The sequence below is a fragment of the Streptomyces zingiberis genome (assembly GCF_012034935.1).
Classification (GTDB): domain Bacteria; phylum Actinomycetota; class Actinomycetes; order Streptomycetales; family Streptomycetaceae; genus Streptomyces; species Streptomyces zingiberis.
The window spans coordinates 20,421-45,507 of sequence record NZ_JAATEN010000034.1 but is presented as its reverse complement, the minus strand read 5'-3'; the positions used below and the strand labels follow the sequence as shown (position 1 = coordinate 45,507).

Sequence of the window (25,087 nt, the reverse complement as noted above, 5' to 3'; positions counted from 1 at the left end):
GCCCCAAAACCCCCCCCCCCCCCAAACCCCCCCGCCCCGCGCCCCCCCCCCCCCCCCCCCCGCGCCCCCCCCCCGGCGCCGTAACCGCACCCCACCCCAAGCCTCAACCCCGCAGTGCAAGGGCTCCATCGAGCCGTAACCGCAGTGCAAGGGCTCCATCGAGCCGTAACCGCAGTGCAAGGGCACCACCGAGCCGCAGCCCGTCAACGCATCCGAGACACGCCACCGCACGTCCACCCGGCGTGGCTCACGGCGCACGCCTCGACCTCGCCCCTACCGCACGCATGCGCAAGCCAGGATTCTGCGGTCGGCGTCCCTATCCAGCACGGTGACCGCTCACGGTGTCCGCCAGGCCTTGCCCTCTCCTCTTCAACTTCACTGCGTTCTCACCGCGCCGGAGGAGCCTTCCGTCCCCTCAGCGCCGCCGGTGCGGCAGGTCTCCGGCCGGAAGGAGAGGGGCGCGGGGGGACGTTCCCGGGGTGCGGCTGTCCTGTCGCACTCCCGGACAGAGGGGTTGTGCTGAGTGTCGGCCCGTCCATAGCATTGTTGCTGTCACATCAGTGGTGTCACAGCAGCATCGCGTCAGTGTGGGTCGAGCGGCGGTGGAAGCGGTGCGTCCGGCCGTCCGGGACCGCGCGCCGGATCCGCCGGGCCCGTCCGGAGTCCCGGAGATCCGCACCCCGCGGATCCGGAATTCCGCAGTGGAGCCGGGGTGGGGCGGACCGCGGCGGGAGAAGTCCGGCCGCGCGGCGTGAGTCTGGGATCTGAGGTCTCGATGGCAGTAACCGGAAGCGGTCCGCTGACAGGCGTGCGGGTGGTGGAACTGGCGGGGATCGGCCCGGGGCCGTTCGCGGCGATGCTCCTCGCCGACCTCGGCGCCGACGTGGTGAGGATCGATCGCCCCGGCGGCCCCGGCCTCGGTGTCGACCCGGCCTCCGATCTCACCGGGCGGAACAAGCGGTCCGTGCTCCTCGACCTCAAGAGCGATGCCGGTCGTGAGGCCGCCCTCGCGCTCATCGACCGCGCGGACGTCCTCCTGGAAGGTCACCGTCCTGGAGTGACCGAGCGCCTGGGCCTCGGTCCGGATCACTGTCTGGCACGTAACCCCCGTCTCGTCTACGGGCGGATGACCGGCTGGGGCCAGGACGGGCCGCTCGCTTCGACCGCCGGTCACGACATCGGTTACATCGCTCTCACCGGTGCCCTTCACCTGACCGGCCCGGATGGCGGGCCGCCCGCGTTTCCCGCCAATCTCCTCGGCGACTACGCGGGGGGATCCCTCTATCTCGTCGTCGGTGTCCTCGCCGCGCTCCACCACGCGCGGGCCACCGGCCTCGGACAGGTGGTCGACGCGGCCGTCACGGACGGCACGGCCCACCTCACCACGATGATCCACGCCCTGCTGGCCGCCGGCGCCTGGCAGGACCGGCGGGGTGTCAACCTGCTCGACGGCGGAGCCCCTTTCTACGGGGTGTACGAGACCTCCGACGGCGGTTGGATGGCGGTCGGCGCCCTCGAGGAACGCTTCTATGCCGAGTTCATCCGTCTGCTCGGCCTGGGCGGAGGCGGCAGGGAGACGGATGGGGGCGAGGGGGAGGCGGAGCCCGCCGGTCCCGGGGAGGCCGGTGTTCCCGCAGTGGTGCCGGACCGCGGGGACCCGCGTCACTGGCCCGAACTGCGGGAGGCCGTGGCCGCCCGCTTCCGCAGCCGCACCCGCGAGGAGTGGACGGAGGTGTTCTCCGGTTCCGACGCATGTGTGGCACCGGTGCTCTCGCTCCGCGAGGCCGCGGACCACCCGCATCTCGCTGCCCGGGCGACCTTCACCGAGTATGCCGGGGTCACCCAGCCCGCTCCGGCGCCTCGTTTCTCCGTGACGCCCGGTTCCATCCGCAGGCCGCCGGCTCTGCCTGGCGCGGACGCCGGCGCCGTGGCCCGGGACTGGGATGTTCCCGGTCTCACCGGCCGGCCGGAAGAAGGCCGCCGATCGGCGCCTCCCGCTCCGGGGCTGCCACGGGCGCGTGAGTGAACACCGTGGCGCGCGGCGGCTCGCAGCCGGAGGGCGCCCGCCGGACGCGGGGCGGTGTAACCGAGAACGACGGTATCCAGAGGAGCATGGGGGAGCAGGCCGGACGGCCGGTCGGTGCGCGGGCCGTGTCCGGCGGCCGGCACGGCATGCGCACCCTCACGACGTGCCGTCTCAGCGGCGGCGCGCCCGGGAACCGCGCATCAGCAGGGTGGGACGCGGAAAGGGACGGGCCGGATACACCGGGGGAATCAGCACGCCGGCAGGGCCAGGGCGCCGGCTGGGGCCCTGCCGGGCGGATCGGCGTCCCATCGCTGACACCGGGCCTTCAGGACGGGAGGGCCCCGTGTGGCGCGGCACACCCGCGAGGGCCCGGCCCTCCACCGGCACCTCCCCTCCGCGGGGAGACTGGACAGCAGACGGCACAGCAGACCGCACAGCAAACCGCGCCCGGACCGCACGGAAGAACGGAAGGCCGCCGATCGTGAGCACCGAAGCGTACGTCTACGAGGCGATCCGCACCCCGCGGGGCCGCGGCAAAGCCGGTGGTGCCCTGCACGGCACCAAACCCATCGACCTGGTCGTGGGACTCATCCACGAGTTGCGCCGCCGCTGTCCCGAGCTGGATCCGGCCGCGGTCGACGACATCGTGCTCGGCGTGGTGAGCCCGATCGGCGACCAGGGTTCCGACATCGCGAAGATCGCCGCCATCGCCGCCGGGCTGCCGGACACCGTGGCCGGAGTCCAGGAGAACCGCTTCTGCGCCTCCGGGCTGGAGGCCGTCAACCTCGCCGCGGCCAAGATCCGTTCGGGCTGGGAGGACCTGGTCCTGGCCGGTGGTGTGGAATCGATGTCGCGGGTGCGGATGGGGTCCGACGGCGGTGCCTGGGCGATGGACCCGATGACCGCCTACGAGACCGGCTTCGTGCCCCAGGGCATCGGCGCCGACCTCATCGCCACCGTGGAGGGGTTCAGCCGCCACGATGTCGACTCCTATGCCGCCCTGTCCCAGGAGCGCGCCGCCGCCGCCTGGAAGGACGGCCGCTTCGACCGCTCCGTGGTCCCGGTGAGGGACCGTAACGGCCTCACCGTCCTCGACCACGACGAGCACATCCGCCCCGGCACCACCGCCGAGTCACTCGCCGCGCTCGGACCGTCCTTCGCGGGCATCGGCGAGGCCGGCGGTTTCGACGCCGTCGCGCTCCAGAAGTACCACTGGGTCGAGAGGATCGACCATGTGCACCACGCGGGCAACTCCTCCGGAATGGTGGACGGCTCCGCTCTGGTGGCCGTCGGCAGCGAGGAGGCGGGGCGGCGTAACGGCCTCGTCCCGCGCGCCCGGATCGTCTCCGCCGCCGTCTCCGGCGCCGACCCGACGATCATGCTGACCGGCCCGGCGCCCGCCACCCGCAAGGCACTGGCCAAGGCCGGGCTGACCATCGGTGACATCGACCTCGTCGAGATCAACGAGGCGTTCGCCGCCGTCGTCCTCCGCTTCATCCGCGATATGGACCTCGACATCGAGAAGGTCAACGTCAACGGGGGAGCGATCGCCATGGGGCATCCGCTGGGCGCCACCGGCGCGATGATCCTCTCCACGCTCGTCGACGAACTGGAACTCCGCGGGCTGCGCTACGGGCTCGCCACGCTCTGCGTGGGCGGCGGCATGGGCATCGCGACCGTCGTCGAACGCCTCTGAGCGGCCGCCGACCCCCACGCCACCCCGGACCCGGCCCCCGCACCCTTCCACGGAGACGTCCCACACCATGAACGAGCCCACACCCACCACCATCCGCTGGGAGCAGGACGGCACCGGCGTCGTCACCCTCGTCCTGGACGACCCGGCGCACTCCGCCAACACGATGAACGCCGCCTTCCGCGCCTCCCTCACGGCTGTCGCCGACCGGCTGGAGGCCGAGCGGGACGGCGTCCGCGGCGTGATCATCACCTCCGCCAAGAAGACCTTCTTCGCCGGTGCGGACCTCCACGACCTCCTCTCGGCCCATCCCGGGGACGCCCGGCGCGTCTTCGACTCGAGCATGGCCGTCAAGCGTGATCTGCGCCGGATCGAGACGCTCGGCGTACCGGTCGTCGCGGCGCTGGGCGGCACCGCGCTCGGCGGTGGTCTGGAGATCGCCCTCGCCTGTCACCACCGCGTCGCGCTGGACGACCCCGACATCCGGTTCGGGCTGCCCGAGGTGACCCTCGGCCTGCTCCCCGGCGGCGGGGGCGTGGTCCGCGCCGTGCGGCTGCTCGGCATCACCGACGCGTTGCTCACCGTGTTGCTGGAGGGCCGTCGGCACACCCCGCACCGCGCCCTGGAGGCGGGCCTCGTCCACGAGCTCGCCGCCGGCGCGGAGGACCTGTCGGCGCGCGCCCGCGCCTTCATCGACGCCCACCCGGAGTCCCGTCAGCCGTGGGACGAGAAGGGGTACCGCGTTCCCGGTGGCACCCCGTCCACCCCGGCCTTCGCCGCCAACCTCCCGGCATTCCCCGCGAGCCTGCGCAAGCAGCTCGGCGGCGCGCCCTGTCCGGCGCCGCGCAACATCCTGGCCGCCGCCGTCGAGGGCGCGCAGGTGGACTTCGCGACGGCCCAGACGATCGAGGCCCGCTATTTCACCGAGTTGGTCACCGGGCCGACCGCGAAGAACATGATCCAGGCGTTCTTCTTCGACCTGCGGGCCGTCAACGCGGGGCGCAGCCGCCCCGATGGCCCGGGGCCCCGTACCGTGCGCAGGACCGCGGTGCTCGGTGCCGGGATGATGGGCGCCGGCATCGCCCACTCCTGTGCCCGCGCCGGGATCGAGGTCGTCCTCAAGGACGTCTCGCGGGAGGCGGCGGAGCGCGGGAAGGCGCACTGCGCGGCGCTGCTGGAGAAGGCCGTCGCCCGTGGCCGGACGACCGAGGCCGAACGGGACGCGCTGCTGGCCCGGATCACGCCCACCGCGGACCCCGCCGACCTCGCCGGCTGCGACGCCGTGATCGAGGCCGTGTTCGAGGACCCGGATCTCAAGCACCGGGTGTTCCGGGAGATCGAGGATGTCGTGGCGCCGGACGCGCTGCTCTGCTCCAACACCTCCACCCTCCCCATCTCGCTGCTGGCCGAGGGGGTGGAGCGCCCGGCCGACTTCGTCGGGCTGCACTTCTTCTCGCCCGTCGACAAGATGCCCCTGGTCGAGGTCGTCAAGGGCGCCCGGACCGGTGACGAGGCGCTGGCGCGCACCTTCGACCTGGTGCGGCAGATCCGCAAGACCCCGATCGTCGTCAACGACGGGCGGGGCTTCTTCACCTCCCGGGTGATCGGGCAGTTCCTCGACGAGGGGGTCGCCATGGTCGGTGAGGGCCTCGACCCGGCCTCCGTCGAACAGGCCGCGGCGCAGGCCGGTTACCCCGCCAAGGTGCTCTCCCTGGTGGACGAGCTGACCCTCACCCTGCCCCGGCGCATTCGCAAGGAGGCCCGGCGGGCCGTGGAGGCGGCCGGCGGTGTCTGGCTGGAACACCCGGCGGAGACGGTCATCGACCGCATGGTGGACGAGTTCGGCCGCACCGGCCGGAACGGCGGCGCCGGTTTCTACGACTACGAGGCCCCGGAGGACGGGGGGGAAGGGCGAGCCCGGGGCGCCGGGGACGGCCGCGGAGGCCACCGGGGCGGCCGGCGGGCCGGGCTCTGGCCGGGGCTCCGTGAGCACTTCGGCAAGCCGGGCGCAGCGATCCCGTTCGAGGACATGAAGGAGCGGATGCTCTTCTCCGAAGCCCTGGACGCGGTCCGCTGCCTCCAGGAGGGCGTGCTCACCTCCGTGGCCGACGCCAACATCGGCTCCCTCCTGGGCATCGGCTTCCCCGCCTGGACCGGCGGCGTGCTCCAGTACGTCAACGGCTACCCCGGCGGGCCGCGCGGGTTCCTGGCCCGCGCGGAGGAGCTCCAGGAGCGGTACGGTGACCGGTTCGCGCCGCCGGAACTGCTGCGGGAGAAGGCGGAGAGGGGCGAGACGTTCACCGACGGCCCCGGGGACCGGGCGGAGCGCGGCCGGGCGGACTACCGGGCGGAGCACGGCCCCGGGGACTGAGGACCGGCCCGGCTCCGGCTTCCCGGTCTCGGTCCCACGGCCACCCTGGGGACCCCGCGCTCGGTGACGACTTCCCCCGTCGCGCGGCCTGTTCCCCGGCGTCCGGTGGTGGGCTTCCACCGGGGCCGGGCCGGGGTGCCCCGGCGCGCGGGCGTCCACCGCGCCCGTCCGCACCGGCCCGCGCCCGGGCGGCCGGCCCGGCCCCGGCCGGCGGTGCGGGCGCGGCGGTGCTCAGCGCGCGTGGTCGCCGAGGACGACGTCGTCCAGGGTGAAGTGCCCGTCCCGTTCCAGCTTCAGGATGGGGACGGCCTTGTTCAGCGGATCGCCGTTGTTGCGGAAGGCGAGAAAGCCGCTGGCCCCCTCCACCTGCTGGTTCCGGCCCCGCATCTGCCGGAACATGCGGGCCGTCGCCGCACCGGTCAGGGTGCTGCCCTCGTGCGCGGCCATCCGGACCGCGCGCACGCAGGTGAGGGTGGCGTCATGGGCCATCAGGGCCTGCGCGTCGTCCCGCGGGTCGGAGGGGAAGGTCTTGCTCATCCAGCCGCCCTCCTGGAAGTACTCCGCGGACGGCGCCGACACCGCGTCCGGATGGTCCCGCCACATGTCCGGATGAGCCAGCCCGGTGTAGTAGACGTCGATGCCCTTCGCGGCGGCGGCACGGAGCTGGGAGGGCGTCAGGTTGGTGGTGTCGTCACCGGTCATCACCGTGAAGTCGCGCCACTGGCAGGTGCGGTTGGCGAGTGAGTTGATGAAGGTCATCAGGTGTTTGCCGCGGCCCGCGAAATACACCACGTCCGGTTTCTCGTCGCAGAGGGTCCGGGTGATCCAGTACAGCTCCCCCTCCCAGCTGTCCGGCCGGGAGGCGTCGTACCCGGCGTTCTCCTCCGGCAGATGGTGCTTCTTGTCCGGGTAGACCTTGCGGAACTCCTCGGCGAGCGTCTGCGCGTAGAGATTCGCCTCCGCCTCGTCCTGGACGATCACGGCGCTCCTGAAGTCGTGCCGCTTGAGGAAGGCGGAGGCCGCGCGGGCCTCGTCCCGGTTGGTCGGAGCCACCCTGACCAGGCCGGGGATGCCGGTGAGGTTGGTGGCGGTCATGGTGCTCGCCACCATGGCGATGCCGTGCTCGGAGAGTTTCCGCATCGCTGCACGGTTGCGGTCGGTGCTCGGGCCGAGGCCGGCGACCGCCAGCACCCGGTCCTGCCGCTTGCCGGCCGTGCTCATCTCGATGAGCTGGTCCACCGTGTGCTCCCAGTGCGCGGCGCCGCTGCCCGTGTTGGCGACCAGCAGCCGGATCTTCTGCGAGCCCGGCTGGTCACCCCGATTGGCCCGGTACTGGGCGAGATACGCGCCCTGGAGCTGACGGCGCACCGCGCCCTCGGAGTTGCTGTCGTCGCTCTGGACGGTCAGCGACGTCATGTAGGCGATGGTGACGTAGCTCCTGCCGGCGCCGCCCGTCCCGGCGCTCTCGCTCTCGCCTCCGTTTCCCCCTTCGGCGTCGTCGACGACCCGCCGGTTCTCCTTGCCGATACGCCGCTGGATGTCGGCCAGATGCTGATCGAAGGCGAAATCGGGTTCGCCGACTCCGTCGCTCACACCGACACACTCGTCCAGCGGGCCGAGCCGTGTCACCCCCTCCGCGCAGCGGGCCTCCCGCTGCTGCCACCAGTCGTACAGGGCCGGGACACCGGTACCGAGCACCAGTGCCGCCACCACCACGCAGACCGCCCAGCGCACCACCGGGCGGGTCGGCCGCCAACTCCCCATGGACACGTCCCCCATCTCCCCACTGCTTCTTGTGGCTCTCCGTGTGGCTTTCCGTGTGGTTCCGCGTGCGGTTCTCCGTGTGGTTCTCCGATACGCCGGTGTGGTCGGGCCGGCGGCGCGGTTCCTCCGTGCGCGGTCCGCGCGTGTGCCGTCGGGGCCGGTCGTGCCGTCGGGGTCGCGCGGTACGGCCGGCCGGCGGCCGACGGGGAACCCTCCCGGGCCGGGCCTGGGCCGCCTCGTCCCGTCCCCGTCGTCCCGTCCCCTGGTCCCGCCGCGGCGTCCGGCGTGCGGCCTCTCCGGTGGTCAGGTACCTCGCGCACGGTGCGGTGAGCTCCCCACCGCGGCTCCCTCCTCGTCTCTCTCCCTCGCCTCCCCGGCCGCTCCCTCCGGCCCCGTCACTCGTCGCGCCACTGCCGGTAGCGGATGGCCTCGTCGTACAGCGGGACGATGCCCGAGCCGCGGAGCGCGGCCAGATGATCGAAGTTGCCCGCGATGACCGTGGAGAGCCGGCGCCCCGGGTCGCTCAGCGGGTCGTTCCAGATCCAGCGCGCCACCACCAGCCGCCGGATCACCCCCTCCGGTGTCATCGCCGGGGCGCCTCCGACGGAGGTGAGCGTGTCCAGCAACCGCAGGGGCGGGAGGGACTTGTCCAGCCGGTTGGGCGCCGAGGTGACGAGCTCCAGGTCGCGGATGAAGCCCTCGCCGCTGCCCTCGGTGAACCGCTGGGTCAGCAGGGCGGCGACCGGCTCCGTCTCGCCGAGCGCCAGCCGGTGGTAGGCCTCCTCCAGCGCCATGTCCTTCCCGGGTGCCACCTGCGGCGGACGGCTGCTCTCCGCCCGGTAGTAGGCGGCCAGCGCCTCGTGGCTCTCCCGCCAGGCCCGCTCGTCGGCCGCCAGTTCCCACAGCAGCAGACGGCGCAGCCAGGGGTGGAGGACCAGCCGCCCGTCCTGGGAGAGGGAGAGCAGCCACCGCTCCCGCAATCGTGCGGACAGCGGTTCGCCCTGGTCACCGGGGTGCCCCGCGAACACCCGTGCGCACACGGAGAGATCCCGCGCGGCGGACCAGCGGACGAGGGTGGCGCGCCGGTCGCTCCCGGGCTCGTCGGCCAGGTCCTCCAGCAGATGGCCGAGGGAGGCCACGGCCAGCGTCGGGGCCGCCGGGTCCGGGCCCGGCACGGGCGGCGCCGGGGGCAGGCCGGGCACCTGGCGGAGCCGGCGGTAGGGATCGTCCTCGGCGGCCTCCCCCTCACGCGCGGCGCGCAGCAGGGTGCTGACGGTGTGCCGGACGGCCCAGGGCAGTCCGCCGGTGAGCCGCTGCACCCCCGGCACGATGTCCGGGCGGCGCGGCGCCTCGGCGCAGAACACCCGGGTGTCGGCCGTGCGCAGCGGGCGCAGCGTCAGCGGGTACCACCAGAACTCGGCACTGCTCTCACCGGGCCGCCCGTCCCGCCAGTGGGCCAGCGAGGCCAGGTCGGAGTCGTGCGGGCGCAGGCCCCACTGGACTCCGGTGGACGGGCCCCACTCCGGCAGCCACCGGTGGATGCTGGCGAGGGTGACCAGCGGGTCGCAGCCGCGCCGCGCCGCCTTGTCCTCCTGACGCGCCTCCAGCAGCAGGTTCAGGAACCGGCGGCCGGTGTCCGTGTGGCAGTTGTCGAGCAGTACGAGGAACGAGCGGTGGTTCAGCCAGCCCTTGGCGTGCTCCCGCAGATCGGCGAGGAACGCGGAGAGCAGCACCCGCTCGACGTCCTGCGGACCCTGTTCCCGGCCGCCGTCGCCGCCGTGCTGCCAGCTGTTGAGCTCCACCAGCGCGTCGGCCGGGTCCGCGCAGGGCGGAATGCGCCCGCCGCCGTACCAGGCGATCCCGCGGCCCAGCGCGCGCCAGGGGAGCTGGCCCGTGCGCGGGGTGACCGAGGAGAGCACCGCGCCGGCCGCGTCCGAGACACCCGGTGGCGCGTCGAGCGCTTCCGCCAGGACCTCCGCGAGCTGGCCGAGGAAGCTGCCGTAGCGGCCCTCGCGGTTCCGCAGCTCGTCACGGATCAGCCGGGGCACCCGCCGCCGCGCCTGGGCGCGGACCAGTTCGTCCACGGGGGTGCCGGTGGCCAGCAGCCCGACGATGAAGCGGGGGAAGCTCGGCTCCTTGTAGTCGGTGAGTTTGCGTTCCAGCTCGCGTGCCAGGCCGCCCAGCACCGTCCGCATGTCCAGCCCGCTCGCGGCGTCGAAGTTGAGGTACGCGCACGGCGTGCCGGGGGCGAACTTCTCCTTGGCCCGGGCGAGCAGATCGGTGGCGCCGATGCCGGTGGGCCCGAGCAGCACCGTCAGTGGCCGGTCCGCGCCCGGCGGCAGCGCCAGGCAGTCACGGACCAGTTCCAGGACCGGCACACGGCCGCGCAGCTCGCCCGGTGGTTCCGGCATGACACGTCCCCCTTGAGATCCCCCGTGGTCCGGCGTGGGCGGCGGTCCTCCCGGAGCCGCACCCCGCCCGCGCGGTCCGGCCGCCGGAGCCGGAGCCGGTCCGCTGGTCCTCCCCGCACGTCACACCCCGTCCCGATCGTGACCGCCCCGAGCCGGGTCGACGGCCGGTGGCGGGACTTCGGTTCGTTCCGGTACGGGCCTTCCCGGGACTCCGTGCGACTGATCGGGCCGAGGCCCCTTCCCGCCGGGGCCGCACCGCGCCCAGCAAGTCTTCCCCCTCGGCGCCGTTCGATGTCCGTGCGTGCCCGGGTCGTGACGGAACGGAAATGAACATTCCCGCTCCGCGCGCCCGGACCAGGGGCTCGGGGGACAGGCGGGGAATGCGGCGCGGATGGGGCGGGTGGGTTCCCGCTACGGGGGTGCGTCCCCACCCGTGTGGCGGGGCAGGGGTGCCCGCCGTGCGGGAGACGGTGCCCGGCGGGCGCCCGCCGGGCGGTCCGGGGTACGGGCCGCCGGTTGAGCCGGGAGCCGAACGACCTGCCCGAAGGGGGCCGGCCGTGTGCGCCGTGCGGGCGGGTCAGGGTGCGCCGTCGCCGTGTTCCCCGGGGAACACGGGGCGCAGCTCCTCCCGCATGGACCGCCGGAAGGCGGTCACCAGGGCCTGTACCACCATCGGCTGCATGTGCGCGGAGAGCGAGCGCACCGACTCCACCTGCTCCGGGTCCGTCTCCCGTTGCCGGTACGGCTCCCAGACCTCCTCGCGGAAGAGGCGGCTCAGCTCCCGGGCGGCCTCCCGGGTGTGCTCGACGACCACGGAGCGGGCCGCGAGGATCGTCTCCAGGGTGATCGGCAGGTCCAGCAGCCGGACACCGAGGTGCACCAGCGCGGGATCGACCTGGTACACGTCCGGTTCGTCCGTCCGTACCAGGACGTCCATCGCGCCGAGGCGGTCGATGTCGCCTTCCTCCAGCGGCCGCCCGGCGCGCCTCTCCAGCTGCTCCCGGGTGATCTCCTCCGCCGCGTCCGGTGTCCAGGAGGCCACCAGGGCCCGGTGGATGGCGAGGTCCTGGGCGTTGAGGTCGGTGGGGAGCCGGCGCAGATAGCGTTCGATCGCGGCGAGCGTCATGCCCTGCTGCTGGAGCTCCTCGATGAGCGCGAGCCGGGACAGGTGCTCCTGGCCGTACCGCCCCACCCGGCGGGGGCCGATCTCGGGGGGCGGCAGCAGGCCGCGGGTCGAGTAGAAGCGGATGGTGCGGACGGTCACCCCCGCGCGGGCCGCCAGCTCGTCGACCGTCAGGCCGTGGGCGGTCAGCTCGTGCGTCATCCGCGGCGCCTCACTCTCTCACGTCTCGCCTCCCCGTCCGCCGGGCTGGGGCGGCCGGGCGCCCAACAGTATTGCTGTCCCACCAGGAGTGTGTAACCTCTCGGGCGGGCAGCCGGCGGCTGATCTTGATCCCCGGTCCGGGGGCGACGGGGAACGGAGCGGCGCCGGGAGCGCCACGGTGGCCGCCTGCCGCGTCCGGTGGGCGGCCGCGGGGGACGGAGCCGGGCCCGGCCGGACCGCGCGAGGTTCCCGGCGGGGCGCGCACGCCGCGCCGGCCGCGACCGGCCGCCGCAGGGGTCGGCGGCGCCGATTACCGGCCAGGGCGTGAGGCTGCCGGGCGGAGCGGCCGGATGGGACGGAGCCCTCGTGGCGGGGCCGCCAGTCGGCGATGGTCACGGTATGACCTGTGAGGTTGTTGTGACCTTCCGCACGAGTGAGACGAGAGAGTATGGGTAGCGGTCATCCGCGTTACCCGGTCAACGAAAGGTTTCAGACATGGCGGAGCAGGAGCATGAGCATGCGGTGGAAAGGAGGGGTGCTCATTCCGTCCATGAGGGCGAGAACGGGGAGGCCACCGATGGTGGCCCGGCTCCCCATCCACTCCATGAGGTCGTGGCGACCCTGCCCGGCAGTCCTCATCTGACCCGCCGTCCGCACACCGACCGCCTGGTCTTCGGCGTCAGCGCGGCGCTCACCCTCGCCTTCGTGGTCTGGGGCGCCGTCGCCACCGATTCGGTCGCTTCCCTCTCCACCTCGATGCTCGGTGGGCTGATGCACAACGCCGGCTGGGCGTTCGTGCTGGCCGCCTCCGGCTTCGTCGTCTTCGCCCTGTGGCTCGCCTTCAGCCGTTACGGCAGGATCCCGCTGGGCGGCGAGGACGAGGAACCCGAGTTCCGCACGGTGTCCTGGATCGCGATGATGTTCAGCGCCGGCATGGGCATCGGCCTGATGTTCTACGGCGTGAGCGAGCCGCTGTCGCACTTCACCAACCCGCCGCCGGGCACGGACCCGGCCGACGCGGCCGAGGCGATGCGCACCGCGATGTCCACCACGCTCTTCCACTGGACGGTCCACCCGTGGGCGATCTACGCGGTCGTGGGCCTGGCCATCGCCTACAGCACCTTCCGCCGCGGGCGCCGGCAACTGATCAGTTCCGTCTTCAAGCCGCTGATCGGCAGCAAGCACGCCAACGGCACGGCCGGCCGGGTCATCGACATCCTCGCGATCTTCGCCACCCTCTTCGGCTCCGCGACCTCCCTCGGCCTGGGAGCCCTCCAGATCGGCAGCGGTGTCACCGAACTCGGCTGGATGGACTCGATCGGCACCGGGCTGCTCGTCGCTATCATCGCCGTGCTGAGCGTGGCCTTCATCGTCTCCGCCGTGTCCGGTGTCGCCCGGGGCATCCAGTGGCTGTCCAACATCAACATGGTGCTCGCCGTGGTGCTGGCGTTCTTCGTGTTCGTGGTCGGTCCGACGGTGCTCATCCTCGACCTGCTGCCCACCTCGATCGGCGGCTTCTTCGCCGACCTGCCGCAGCTCGCGGGCCGCACCGAGGCCTCCGGCGGCCAGGACGTCGCCGACTGGCTCTCCAGCTGGACCGTCTTCTACTGGGCCTGGTGGATCTCGTGGACGCCGTTCGTCGGCATGTTCATCGCCCGCATCAGCCGCGGCCGTACCATCCGGCAGTTCATCGGCGGTGTCATCCTGGTGCCGAGCGTCGTCAGCCTCGTCTGGTTCGCGATCTTCGGTGGTACCGCGATCAACCTCCAGGAGGCGGGCCGCCTCGGTGACGAGTCCACCCCCGAGGGCCAGCTCTTCGCCGTCCTGCGCGAGTACCCCCTCGCCGCGGCGACCAGCGTGCTGGTCATGATCCTGGTCGGCATCTTCTTCGTCTCCGGCGCGGACGCCGCCTCCGTCGTCATGGGCACCCTCTCCCAGCGGGGCTCCATCGAGCCGACCCGCCCCGTCGTGATCTTCTGGGGTGTGGTCACCGGAGCGGTCGCGGCCGTCATGCTGCTCGTGGGAGGCGGGGGCGACGAAGCGCTGTCCGGCTTGCAGCGCATCACCATCCTCGCCGCGGCGCCGTTCACGTTCGTCATGGTCGGCCTCTGTGTCGCCCTCATGCGGGACCTGCGCCGCGACCCGCTGATCGTCCGAGGTGAGCGCGCCGAGGAGGCGATCGAGACGGCGGTGATCGCCGGTCACGAGCGGTACGCCGGCGACTTCGAGCTGCACATCGGCCCCGGCGGCGAGGACGGCGTCAACGGAACCGGCGGGTCCGAAGGGACCGGCGGGCCGGGGGAGCCGGGCGCACCGGACCGTTCCGGTCCCGCCGCCGGTCCGGACGGCCCGAAGGACCTGGGTCCCGCGAAGGGACCGGAGGGTTCGAGCGGCACCCCGTGATCCGGGCCACCGGACTCCGCCCTCCCTCCGCCGGCCGGCGGTGACCGGCGGGCGGGTGTGACCGGCGGCCGGTGTCAGACGCCGGGAGGAGCCGGGCTTCGGCCCGGGCCTCCCGGCGTCTGCTTTCTCAGGGGCGTGTGCGGGTGGACCGGCGGGAGAGGAGGGCGGGACGCCCCCGGTCCGCGTGCCGGGGCCTGCGTGCGGCTCGGGGGAGGGCGGGACCGGCCCTACGGGGCGCCGGGGGCCACGGGGCCCCGTGCCGGGGGCGTGAGGACGGCACCGATGCTCGCCGCCGTCACCAGGCCGATGGCCGCGGCTGTGATCAGCGTCAGCGCCTGGTCCAGCACCACGGCACCGGCCACGGCCGCCACCGCCGGTTCCACGCTCATCAGCACCGCGAAGGTGGCGGCGGGGAGACGGCGCAGCGACGCCAGCTCCAGGCTGTAGGGGAGGACGGACGACAGCAGCGCCACCGCCGCGCCCAGCCCCAGCGTCACCGGGTCGACCAGCGCCCGCCCCGAACTCGCCACGCCGAGCGGCAGGCTCGCCGCCGCGGCCACCACCATGGCCAGCGCCAGGCCGTCGCTGCCCGGGAAACGGCGGCCGGTGCGGGCCGACAGCAGGATGTAGGCCGCCCACATCGCGCCCGCGCCCAGGGCGTACGCGACGCCGGACGCGTTCAGCTCGTCGAAACCGCCCCGCCCCAGCAGCAGCACCCCGCCGAGGGCGAGGAGTGCCCAGAGCCAGCTCGCCGCCCGCCGGGAGGCGACCACCGACAGCACCAGCGGGCCCAGCACCTCCAGGGTCACGGCGGCCCCCAGCGGGATCCGCTCGATCGCCTGGTAGAAGAGGGTGTTCATACCGCCGAGCGCCAGCCCGAACGCCGCCACCAGGCCCCAGTCGGCGCGGGTGTGCCCGCGCAGCCGCGGCCGGAGGACGACCATCAGCACCACGGCCGCCAGCACCAGCCGCAGGGTGACCACCCCCAGCGCCCCGGCCCGGGGGAAGAGCAGCGCCGCCACGGCCGACCCGAACTGCAGGGACAGCGCGCTCCCGAGGACGAGACCCGAGGCCCGCAACCGGCCGGTTCCCCGCCCTCCGGACGGGCCGGGGCCGGGATCCGCACCGGAGGCGGAGGTGCGTGGCGCGTGGACGGTGGTCTCCTCAGGCATCCCCCCCACGCTACGGGGACGCCGTCACGGGAGGAAAACCGTAGCCGCAGGTGAGGACGGGAAGGGCTACCGGGCCGGTCGGCCGTGGCGGCCCGGGGTGTACCCGGGCCGCGAGCCCGCCGCGTGCCCCGGCGGGTGGGGCCGGGGCACGCGGCAGGCGGTGGTCAGCGGCGTCCGCCGCCCTCCGGGCCGAGCAGACCGGCCCGGCGCAGGGCGTCCGCCATCGCGTCGTTCGCCGGTGCGGGCCCCCGGCCGCCCCGGCCGGCCTGGCCACCGCCCCGGCCGGGCTGCCCGCCACCGCGGCGCTGATCGCCACCCCGGCCGCCCTGCGCGCCCCGGCCGCCCGGGCTGCCCTGGCCCGGACGGCCCTGCCGCGGCTGAGGGGCCCGGCCACCCTGACGCCGCTCCCCGGAACCGCCGGCGGAGCCACCGCCCGGTGCCGGAACCTCGTCGTCCAGCCGCAGCGTCAGCGAGATCCGCTTGCGCGGGATGTCCACGTCGAGCACCTTGACCCGGACGATGTCACCCGGTTTCACCACGTCCCTCGGGTCCTTCACGAACGTCCTGGACATCGCCGAGACGTGCACCAGGCCGTCCTGGTGCACGCCGACGTCCACGAACGCGCCGAACGCCGCGACATTGGTGACGACGCCCTCCAGCAGCATCCCCGCCACCAGGTCGCCGATCTTCTCCACGCCCTCCTTGAAGGCGGCGGTGCGGAACGCCGGCCGCGGGTCGCGGCCCGGCTTCTCCAGCTCGCGCAGGATGTCGGTGACGGTGGGCAGCCCGAAGGAGTCGTCGACGAACTCCGCCGGGCGGAGCTTGCGCAGCACCGCCGTGTTGCCGACGAGGCCCGCCACATCGGTGCCCGACGACCGGACGATACGGCGCACCACCGGGTACGCCTCCGGGTGGACGGCGGACGCGTCCAGGGGGTCCGCCCCGCCCTGGACACGCAGGAAGCCCGCGCACTGCTCGTAGGCCTTCGGGCCGAGCCGTGCCACGTCCTTGAGCGCCGTGCGGCTGCCGAACGGGCCGTGGGCGTCGCGGTGGGCGACGATGTTCTCGGCCAGCCCCGCGCCGATGCCGGACACCCGCCCGAGGAGCGGCGCCGACGCCGTGTTGACGTCCACCCCCACGCCGTTCACGCAGTCCTCCACCACCGCGTCCAGCGAGCGGGAGAGCTTCACCTCGGAGAGATCGTGCTGGTACTGGCCGACGCCGATCGACTTGGGGTCGATCTTCACCAGCTCGGCCAGCGGGTCCTGCAGCCGCCGGGCGATGGAGACCGCGCCGCGCAGGGAGACGTCGAGCTCCGGCAGCTCCTGCGAGGCGAAGGCGGAGGCCGAGTACACCGAGGCACCCGCCTCCGAGACCACCACCTTGGTCAGCCCCAGCTCCGGTTCCCGGGCGATGAGATCGGCGGCCAGCCGGTCCGTCTCCCGGGAGGCGGTGCCGTTCCCGATGGCGATGAGCTCGACACGGTGCTCCCGGGCCAGCCGGGCCAGGGTGGCCAGCGAGGCGTCCCACTTCTGCTGGGGGACGTGCGGGTGGATGGTGTCGGTGGCGGCGACCTTGCCGGTGGCGTCCACCACGGCCACCTTCACCCCGGTGCGGAAACCGGGGTCGAGTCCCATGGTGGGGCGGGAGCCCGCGGGGGCGGCCAGCAGCAGGTCCCGCAGGTTCGCGGCGAAGACCCGCACGGCCTCGTCCTCCGCGGCCTGCCGGAGCCGCAGCCGCAGGTCGATCCCCAGGCGGACCAGGATCCGGGTGCGCCAGGCCCAGCGCACCGTCTCCGCGAGCCAGCGGTCCGCGGGCCGGCCGCGGTCGGCGATGCCGAACCGCCGCGCGATGGCCCTCTCGTAGGAGGTGGGCCCGGCGGGCGTTCCCCCGGCGGGCGCTTCCTCCTGCCCCTCCGGCTCCAGGACGAGGTCGAGCACCTCCTCCTTCTCACCGCGGAACATCGCGAGCACCCGGTGCGAGGGAAGACCGGTGAACTCCTGCGAGAAGTCGAAGTAGTCGGCGAACTTGGCGCCCGCCTCCTCCTTGCCCTCCCGCACCCGGGCGGCCAGCCGGCCCCGTTCCCACATCCGCTCGCGCAACTCACCGATCAGGTCGGGGTCCTCGCCGAACCGTTCGGTGAGGATCGCCCGCGCGCCGTCGAGCGCGGCGGAGGCGTCCGCGACGCCCTTGTCCGGGTCGACGAAGGCCGCCGCGGCGGCGGCCGGCTCGACGGACGGGTCGGTCAGCAGGCCGTCCGCCAGCGGCTCCAGCCCCGCCTCACGGGCGATCTGGGCTTTGGTGCGCCGCTTGGGTTTGAAGGGGAGGTAGATGTCCTCCAGCCGCGCCTTGGAGTCGGCGGCCAGGATGCTCGCCTCCAGCGCGGCGTCCAGCTTGCCCTGGGAGCGTACCGACTCCAGGACGGCCGCGCGGCGTTCTTCCAGCTCCCGCAGGTAGCGGAGGCGTTCCTCGAGGGTACGCAGCTGAGCGTCGTCGAGGGTGCCGGTGGCCTCCTTGCGGTAGCGCGCGATGAACGGCACGGTCGAGCCGCCGTCGAGCAACTCGACGGCCGCCCTGACCTGCCGTTCCCCTACACCGAGCTCCTCGGCGATCCTGCCCTCGATCGAGGTTGTCCCGACTGTCACGATCCCGTTCCGCCTTGTCGTCGTGCTGGAGCCTGCATTGTGGCAGGCGGCACGGACAGCCGGGCGGGGGACTCGTCGGGCGGCCCCGGGAGTCCGGGAGCCGGCCCGCGATCAGGCGCGGCCGGTGGAGCGGGAGGCACCGCCGAAGAGCTTGGCCACGACGCGGAACGGCAGGGTGACCACGGTGGCGAGCGCGCCGCCGACGGTGCGCAGGGCGTCTGCGATGGCCTTGAACATGAGGGCCTCCTCTGGTGTGTGCGGTCCGGACCGGCCGGTCCGGACGGCCGCCCCCGGTGAGACCCGGGGGCTGGGAAAACGCCGGTACGGTGGCCGCCGGTGACCGGAACTTCCCGGTCCGTGCGGCCGTACGCTGCGCTTAACCCCGCACGGACGCGTCAAACAGCCGTGCGGCGCTCTCCTGGCACGGCTTGCCCGGACTGCTTCCCGAGACGGTCCTGACACGGTTTCCCGACACCGCTTCTGACGACGGCCTCCTGCACGGCTTTGCGCCCATGGCCTTCCCGCACGGCCCCGCCCGACGGGCGTGGCGGGGCGGCGCGGCGGCCGGGCTCAGCCCTTGCCGAAGAGGTCCGCCGGGAAGGCCCCGCCCGAGAGGGCGCGGTCGCGCCAGGCGGAGGCCAGTTCGGTCAGCCGTTCCACCCCGGCCGCCCCCAGGTGCTCGTAGGGCGCGTGGTCCAAGCGGTCCGTCTCCTCCTCGAGCGTCTTGCGCAACTCGGCACCTTCGGGCGTGAGTTCGCCCGCGGCGTCGAGGAGGCCCCGGTCGCGCAGCCGCGCCTCGGCCTCGGACCAGTCCTCCGCCGTCCACCCGCGGATGCGCATGGCCCACTCGGGCCGCATGCCGCGACCGCTGGCGCTGTGCGTGACCACGGACTCCACCGGGGACAGCTCCGCGTGGAGGAGCAGCGCGATGTGACCGTCGCCCCGGTGTTCCCGGAGCAGTGTGGCCGCGTGCCAGAGCGCCAGGTGCGGCTCCTCCGGTACCGGGAGGTCGGCGTGCGCCGAGTACAGCGGGCGCCCGGTCCGGTCGCACGCCTCCGCCGCGCGCAGCGCCAGCCCGGCCGCCTCGGCCATCTCCGGCGACGTGACCACGTCGTCCCCCAGCACCCGGCGCAGGGTCGCGTCGACGGCGCGCAGCCGCGCCGCGAGCGCCGCGGCCGGGGAGGCGGTCTCCCAGACGGCCGGGACGTGGCGGGCGACCAGGTCGTGTTTGAAGCTGTTGAAGGTGGAGGTGACGACACCCGCCCCGACCGCGCCCAGCGGCGCGGCGCGGAAGGCGAGATAGGCGGGGGCGAAGCTGTCGAGGCCGATGGCGGCCGACTCCCGCAGCAGATCGGGGGAGAAGTAGAGCACGGAGTGGAGCGGGTTGACCGCGTTGTGGCAGGTCCGGCCGGCGCGCCGGGGCAGTGCGGGGGAGGGTGAGGTCGTCGTCATGGCGAGCACGCTATGCGCCGTCGGTGAGGGTGGGAAGGGCGACCGTCACCGGGGGCGAGCGGGTGGATCCGGGGCCGGGGACTCCGCCGGATGGACGGGTGTCCCGTCGGCCCTGTTCCGTGAGTCGCCGGTCGAGGCTCGCCGGCCGGGGTCCCGTGCCCCGTGGCCCGGACCGTGCTCGGCCGTCCGCCCGGCCCGAGGCCCCGGGCGGGCCCCCGCCCGCCGGTTACCAGCCGGCCGCCGGCCCGGTCAGCTCGCGGGCGGCGGGGCGGGCGGTGTCGAGCACGGTGGAGAACCACGCGGAGAACGTCCGTTCGCCGTGGAGCCGCTCCAGCTCCGCCGGGGTCACGAACGCCGTACGGCCCACCTCTGCCGGATCCGGCCGCGGCTCCTCGTCGACGAGACCGACGAAGAGGTGGTTGAACTCCTGCTCCACCAGCCCGGAGGCCGGGTCGGGGTGGTTGTAACGGACGGTGCCCGCCGCCGACATCAGCGAGGGGGAGATACCCAGTTCCTCCGAGGTCCGCCGGGCCGCCGCGGCGAACGGTGCCTCACCCGGATAGGGGTGGCCGCAGCAGGTGTTCGACCACACGCCGGGGGAGTGGTACTTGCCCAGCGCGCGCTGCTGGATCAGCAGCCGCCCCGCGGAGTCGAAGAGGAAGACCGAGAACGCCCGGTGCAGCCGGCCGGGCGGAAGGTGGGCGGAGAGCTTCTCCGCGGTACCGGTGGTCCTGCCGTCCTCGTCGACCAGTTCGAGCATGATCGGTTCGGCGGCGTCCTCCGGTGCCGCTCCCGCATCCCCGGCGGAGCGTCCGGCGGGGGGCGCGGAACGGGTGTCCGCCGGCGTGGCTGGTGTGGTCCGCATGGCCATCCTTCTGGTCGGCTATGAGGGACCAGTCTGCCTCACACCTCCCGTCCGTTACCTCGCCGCCCGTCATGACGTACACCCGAATGATGTGAAAACTCCGGCGGTTGCCTGCGCCGACGGGCAGGCCGGTGGTACGGGGGGCCGGCCGCCGGGACGGAGGGCCGCCCGGTCGCCGCTTTCGCTCGGGCGGGTGTTCGCCCGGTGGTGTTCCGCGCGGCTCCGGGCCGGGGCCCGGCGGGGGTGCCCGGGGCCGGCGCGGCCCGTGGTCCGGCATCCGCCCGGCGCTCCGTATGATCAAGATCGACAGCCCCGCCTCCCCCCTGGCCCCGCCCGGTAAACGGCCGATGAACGGCGGCTTCCGGGGATCGGATAGCCTCTCCCGACACGCCCCGGCCGCGGGCGGGCCCCGGCCCACGGGCCTGTGCGCCCTGCCCCGGCCGCGTTCCGGCCGAACCCAGTTGCCCCAAGGAGTGAGTCGTCCTGCCGACCGCAATCCTCACCGGCCCGCCGGTCGCCGGGGAACAGCTGCACAGCGACCTCCGGGCGCTGGGCTTCGCCGTGGTCACGGCCGCGGAGGGCGACGACCTGGCAGACCTGGCCGCCCGCGTCCGCGAGCTGCCCGCCGGGGAGCGGGTCGCCCTGGTGGACACCCGCCTGGTCGCCCACCGGCACGCGCTGCGCCTGGCGCTGACCGACCCCCGCTTCCCCGCCGCGGCCGTGCCCGGCGCGGTCACGGCACAGCCGCCCGCGCGGGCCGCGCTGGTCCGCGCCCTGGCCGGACCGGTCTCCGGGGTACGGCCGTCCGGCCACGCGGCCGCCGGCGCCACCGCGGCGGCGCCCCCCGCGCCGTCCGCGACCGATTCGGTGCCCGGGGCGGCCGCCGCCGCGCTGGCCGCCGCCGGTGAAGAGGTGCACCGGCCGGAGCTGGGCGTGCTGGTCGCCACCGTGGCCACCGGCCCCGAGGAGCGGGAGCGGGCGCTCGCCGCCGTCGCGGGGACCGACGACGAGCAGGTGCGGCTGCGGAGCGCGGTGAAGGCGCGTGACGGTTTCTTCACCACATTCTTCATCAGCCCTTACTCGCGCCATCTGGCCCGGTGGTGCGCCCGGCGCGGCCTCACCCCCAACCAGGTCACGACCGCCTCGCTGCTCACCGCGCTCGCCGCGGCCGGCTGCGCGGCCACCGGGACCCGTCCGGGCTTCGTCGCCGCCGGGGCGCTGCTCCTCCTCTCCTTCGTGCTGGACTGCGCCGACGGGCAGCTCGCCCGTTACGCGCTGCGCTACTCCACCCTCGGCGCCTGGCTCGACGCCACCTTCGACCGGGCCAAGGAGTACGCCTTCTACGCCGGCCTCGCCGTGGGCGCCGTCCGCGCCGGCGACGGCGGCGGTGACGGCGGCGGTCCCTGGGACCTCGGCGGGGTGGACGTATGGGTGCTCGCCCTCGCCGCGATGGTGCTCCAGACCGTCCGGCACGTGGTCGACTTCTCCTTCACCGAGGCCGATCACGACGCCCCCGGCTCCACCGGCCCCGCCGCCGGGCTCTCCGGCAAGCTGGACAGGGTCGGCTGGACGGTCTGGGCCCGCCGCATGATCGTGCTCCCGATCGGGGAGCGCTGGGCGATGATCGCCGTCCTCACGGCACTCACCACACCCCGCGTCGTCTTCCTGGCCCTGCTCGCCGGCTGTTCCCTCGCCGCCTGCTACACCACCGCGGGCCGGCTGCTGCGCTCCCTCGCCCGCCGCGGCCCCCGCACCGGCCGCGCCGCCCGCGCGCTGGCGGAACTCGCCGACTCCGGCCCGCTCGCCTCGGCCGCGTCCGCCGCGCTGGGCGGTGCCGCCCGCCGGCTGCCCGCGCTGTTCGGCGCCCCGGCCGCCGCCCTGCTCGCCGCCGCGCTGATCCTGCTCACCGCGGGATTCGCCCCGTTCGGCAGCGTCTGGCCGGTCCTGGCCGCGCTCGGCTACGCGGCGCTCTCCGGGCTGGCCACCGCCCGGCCGCTGACCGGGCCCGTCGACTGGCTCGTCCCCCCGGTGTTCCGCGCCGCCGAGTACGGCACCGTGCTGCTGCTGGCGGCCCGCTCCGCGGCGGACGGCGCCCTGCCCGCGGCCTTCGGGCTGGTGGCCGCGGCCGCCTATCATCACTACGACACGGTGTACCGCATCCGCGGTGGCACCGGCGCCCCGCCGGCCTGGCTGGTCCGGGCGGCCGGGGGGCAGGAGGGCCGGGTCCTCGTGGTCACCGCCGCGGCCCTGCTGACCGCCCCGGGATTCACGCTCGCGCTGACCGCCCTCGCGGTGGCCGTCGCGCTCGTGGTGCTCGCCGAGAGCATCCGCTTCTGGGTCTCCTCCGGAGCACCCGCCGTACACGACGAATCAGGAGAACCCGCATGATCGGCCTTGTGCTGGCCGCCGGCGCCGGACGGCGTCTGCGCCCCTACACCGACACGCTGCCCAAGGCCCTGGTGCCGGTCGGCCCCGAGGGCGACCCCGAGTCCCTCACCGTCCTCGACATCGCCCTGGGCAACTTCGCCGAGGTCGGCCTCACCGAGGTCGCCGTCGTCGTCGGCTACCGCAAGGAGGCCGTGTACGAGCGCCGGGAGGCCCTGGAGCGGAAGTACGGCCTGAAGATCACTCTGATCGACAACGACAAGGCCGAGGAGTGGAACAACGCCTACTCCCTGTGGTGCGCCCGTGACGTCCTCGCCCAGGGCGCCATCCTCGCCAACGGCGACACCGTGCACCCGGTCTCCGTCGAGAAGTCCCTGCTGGCCGCCCGCGGCCGGGGCCAGAAGATCATCCTCGCCCTGGACACCGTGAAGACCCTCGCCGACGAGGAGATGAAGGTCGTCGCCGACGCGGAGAAGGGCGTGCGGCGCATCACCAAGCTGATGGAGCCCTCCGAGGCCACCGGCGAGTACATCGGCGTCACCCTGATCGAGCCGGAGGCCGCCGCCGAGCTGGCCGACGCGCTCAAGGCCACCTTCGAGCGCGACCCCGACCTCTACTACGAGGACGGTTACCAGGAACTGGTGAACCGCGGCTTCCAGGTCGACGTGGCCCCGATCGGCGAGGTCGAGTGGGTCGAGATCGACAACCACGACGACCTCGCACGTGGCCGGGAGATCGCGTGCCGGTACTGACCCGACTCATCCCCTCCCCCCTCGTCGTCGACATCAGCGCCGGGGCGCTGGACGATCTCGCCGGTCTCCTCGCCGACCAGCGGATCTCCGCCTCCGGCAAGCTGGCGATCGCGATCAGCGGGGGCTCCGGGCCCGCGTTGCGTGAGCGGTTCGCCCCGGCGCTGCCCGACGCGGCCTGGTTCGAGGTCGGCGGCGGCACCCTGGACGACGCGATCAAGCTGGCCGACGCGATGAAGTCCGGCCACTACGACGCGGTCGTGGGCATGGGCGGCGGCAAGATCATCGATTGTGCGAAGTTCGCCGCGGCGCGGATCGGCCTCCCGCTGGTCGCCGTCGCGACGAACCTCTCCCACGACGGTCTCTGCTCGCCGGTCGCCACCCTCGACAACGACGCGGGCCGCGGCTCCTACGGGGTGCCCAACCCGATCGCGATCGTCATCGACCTCGACGTGATCCGTGAGGCCCCGATCCGCTACGTCCGCTCCGGCGTCGGAGACGTGATCTCCAACATCTCCGCCGTCGCGGACTGGGAGCTCTCCCACCGGGAGACCGGGGAGCACCTCGACGGCCTGGCCGCCGCCATGGCCCGGCAGTCCGGCGAGGCCGTGCTGCGCCACCCGGGCGGCTGCGGGGACGACGAGTTCCTCACGGTGCTCGCCGAAGGGCTGGTCCTGACCGGCATCTCCATGTCGGTCGCCGGGGACAGCCGTCCCGCCTCGGGCGCCTGCCACGAGATCAACCACGCCCTCGACCTGCTCTACCCCAAGCGGGCCGCCGCCCACGGTGAGCAGTGCGGGCTCGGCGCCGCCTTCGCCATGCACCTGCGTGGCGCGCACGAGCAGGCCGCGCTGATGGCCGCGGGGCTGCGGCGGCACGGGCTGCCGGTGCTCCCGGGCGAGATCGGCTTCAGCGACGAGGAGTTCGTCAAGGCGGTGGAGTTCGCGCCGCGGACCCGCCCCGGGCGGTACACCATCCTGGAGCACCTCAACCTCTCCACCGACCAGATCAGGGACGCTTACGCCGACTATGCCAAAGCCATCGGTAGCTGAACTCCGCCCGGTCGTTCACCCCCCCGGGGTGAAGGACCGGCGGAGCGGCGAGCACTGGGCCGGCCGGCTCTACATGCGCGAACTCTCGCTCCGTGTGGACCGGCACCTGGTGAACACCCGGGTCACGCCCAACCAGCTGACCTATGTGATGACCGTCTGCGGCGTCCTCGCCGCCCCGGCGCTGCTGGTGCCGGGGATCACCGGCGCGCTGCTCGGCGTGGTGGCGGTCCAGCTCTACCTGCTGCTGGACTGCGTGGACGGTGAGGTGGCCCGCTGGAAGAAGCAGTTCTCCCTGGGCGGGGTCTACCTCGACCGGGTCGGCGCCTACCTGTGCGACGCCGCCGTGCTGGTCGGCTTCGGGCTGCGCGCCGCCGACCTGTGGGGCGAGGGGCGGGTGGACTGGCTGTGGGCCTTCCTCGGCACCCTCGCGGCGCTCGGCGCCGTGCTGATCAAGGCGGAGACCGACCTCGTCGGCGTCGCCCGGCACCAGGGCGGGCTGCCGCCGGTGCAGGAGGCGGCCTCCGAGCCCCGCTCCTCCGGGGTGGCGACGGCGCGGAAGGCGGCCGCGGCGCTCAAGTTCCACCGGCTGATCCTCGGCGTCGAGGCCTCGCTGTTCATCCTGGTGGTGGCGGTGGCGGACGCCGTCCGGGGCGACCTCTTCTTCACCCGCCTCGGCGTGGCCGTGCTGGCCGGGATCGCCCTGCTGCAGACGCTGCTCCACCTCGTGTCCGTCCTCGCCTCCAGCAGGCTGAAGTGAGCGCGCCGGTGACCCGCC

16 protein-coding genes are annotated in these 25,087 nt (G+C 74.0%); 8 read left to right on the top strand and 8 right to left on the bottom strand.

From position 1 onward, the window contains the following. The first annotated feature begins 775 nt into the window (after positions 1-775). The 3 genes from HCK00_RS26325 to HCK00_RS26315 all read left to right on the top strand — a co-directional run bounded on the left by HCK00_RS26325 (position 776) and on the right by HCK00_RS26315 (position 6,090). Positions 776-2,026: a CaiB/BaiF CoA transferase family protein gene (locus HCK00_RS26325; protein ID WP_168104545.1), complete on the top strand. Its 1,251-nt coding sequence runs from the start codon at positions 776-778 to the stop codon at positions 2,024-2,026. 481 nt (positions 2,027-2,507) lie between these two features. Further along, entirely contained in the window at positions 2,508-3,722 is a 1,215-nt protein-coding gene (locus HCK00_RS26320) for an acetyl-CoA C-acetyltransferase (RefSeq protein WP_168104544.1), read from the top strand. A 67-nt stretch (positions 3,723-3,789) separates the two neighbouring features. Continuing rightward, complete coding sequence (locus HCK00_RS26315; RefSeq protein ID WP_168104543.1) at positions 3,790-6,090, top strand: 3-hydroxyacyl-CoA dehydrogenase NAD-binding domain-containing protein; 2,301 nt, start codon at positions 3,790-3,792, stop codon at positions 6,088-6,090. Between the two features lie 231 nt (positions 6,091-6,321). Here the strand turns inward: HCK00_RS26315 and HCK00_RS26310 are convergent, their stop codons facing one another. The 3 genes from HCK00_RS26310 to HCK00_RS26300 all read right to left on the bottom strand — a co-directional run bounded on the left by HCK00_RS26310 (position 6,322) and on the right by HCK00_RS26300 (position 11,589). Beyond that, positions 6,322-7,869, bottom strand: coding sequence for an ABC transporter substrate-binding protein (locus HCK00_RS26310; protein ID WP_168104542.1), 1,548 nt, complete (start codon positions 7,867-7,869; stop codon positions 6,322-6,324). Between the two features lie 380 nt (positions 7,870-8,249). Next, positions 8,250-10,265 (bottom strand): hypothetical protein, encoded by a 2,016-nt coding sequence (locus HCK00_RS26305; protein WP_168104541.1) that lies wholly within the window; start codon positions 10,263-10,265, stop codon positions 8,250-8,252. Positions 10,266-10,842: 577 nt separating this feature from the next. Beyond that, a complete protein-coding gene (locus tag HCK00_RS26300; protein WP_168104540.1) occupies positions 10,843-11,589 on the bottom strand; it encodes a MerR family transcriptional regulator in 747 nt (248 codons plus the stop codon). Between the two features lie 612 nt (positions 11,590-12,201). On the opposite strand from HCK00_RS26300, the gene HCK00_RS26295 reads away from it, so the two are divergent. Next, positions 12,202-13,992 (top strand): BCCT family transporter, encoded by a 1,791-nt coding sequence (locus tag HCK00_RS26295; protein ID WP_311765511.1) that lies wholly within the window; start codon positions 12,202-12,204, stop codon positions 13,990-13,992. A gap of 227 nt (positions 13,993-14,219) precedes the next feature. Here the strand turns inward: HCK00_RS26295 and HCK00_RS26290 are convergent, their stop codons facing one another. The 5 genes from HCK00_RS26290 to idi form a co-directional block, all read right to left on the bottom strand. Next, positions 14,220-15,164 (bottom strand): EamA family transporter, encoded by a 945-nt coding sequence (locus HCK00_RS26290; protein ID WP_168104538.1) that lies wholly within the window; start codon positions 15,162-15,164, stop codon positions 14,220-14,222. A gap of 164 nt (positions 15,165-15,328) precedes the next feature. Then, entirely contained in the window at positions 15,329-17,809 is a 2,481-nt protein-coding gene (locus tag HCK00_RS26285) for a Tex family protein (RefSeq protein ID WP_311765510.1), read from the bottom strand. Between the two features lie 111 nt (positions 17,810-17,920). After that, positions 17,921-18,046, bottom strand: coding sequence for an LPFR motif small protein (locus HCK00_RS28320; protein WP_277348319.1), 126 nt, complete (start codon positions 18,044-18,046; stop codon positions 17,921-17,923). Positions 18,047-18,379: 333 nt separating this feature from the next. Beyond that, a complete protein-coding gene (locus tag HCK00_RS26280) occupies positions 18,380-19,261 on the bottom strand; it encodes an SCO6745 family protein (protein WP_168104537.1) in 882 nt (293 codons plus the stop codon). Between the two features lie 226 nt (positions 19,262-19,487). Continuing rightward, the gene (idi, locus tag HCK00_RS26275) at positions 19,488-20,126 is read right to left on the bottom strand and encodes an isopentenyl-diphosphate Delta-isomerase (RefSeq protein WP_168104536.1); all 639 of its coding nucleotides are present in this window, start codon (positions 20,124-20,126) and stop codon (positions 19,488-19,490) included. 483 nt (positions 20,127-20,609) lie between these two features. On the opposite strand from idi, the gene HCK00_RS26270 reads away from it, so the two are divergent. The 4 genes from HCK00_RS26270 to HCK00_RS26255 are packed head-to-tail and all read left to right on the top strand — an operon-like array spanning position 20,610 to position 25,069. Further along, a complete protein-coding gene (locus tag HCK00_RS26270) occupies positions 20,610-22,514 on the top strand; it encodes a DUF5941 domain-containing protein (protein WP_168104554.1) in 1,905 nt (634 codons plus the stop codon). Continuing rightward, entirely contained in the window at positions 22,511-23,263 is a 753-nt protein-coding gene (locus HCK00_RS26265) for a phosphocholine cytidylyltransferase family protein (RefSeq protein WP_168104535.1), read from the top strand. Before HCK00_RS26270 ends, HCK00_RS26265 begins: the two co-directional genes overlap by 4 nt. Continuing rightward, a complete protein-coding gene (locus tag HCK00_RS26260) occupies positions 23,251-24,312 on the top strand; it encodes an iron-containing alcohol dehydrogenase family protein (protein WP_168104534.1) in 1,062 nt (353 codons plus the stop codon). Before HCK00_RS26265 ends, HCK00_RS26260 begins: the two co-directional genes overlap by 13 nt. Further along, a complete protein-coding gene (locus tag HCK00_RS26255; RefSeq protein WP_168104533.1) occupies positions 24,290-25,069 on the top strand; it encodes a CDP-alcohol phosphatidyltransferase family protein in 780 nt (259 codons plus the stop codon). Before HCK00_RS26260 ends, HCK00_RS26255 begins: the two co-directional genes overlap by 23 nt. Positions 25,070-25,087 lie beyond the last annotated feature (18 nt).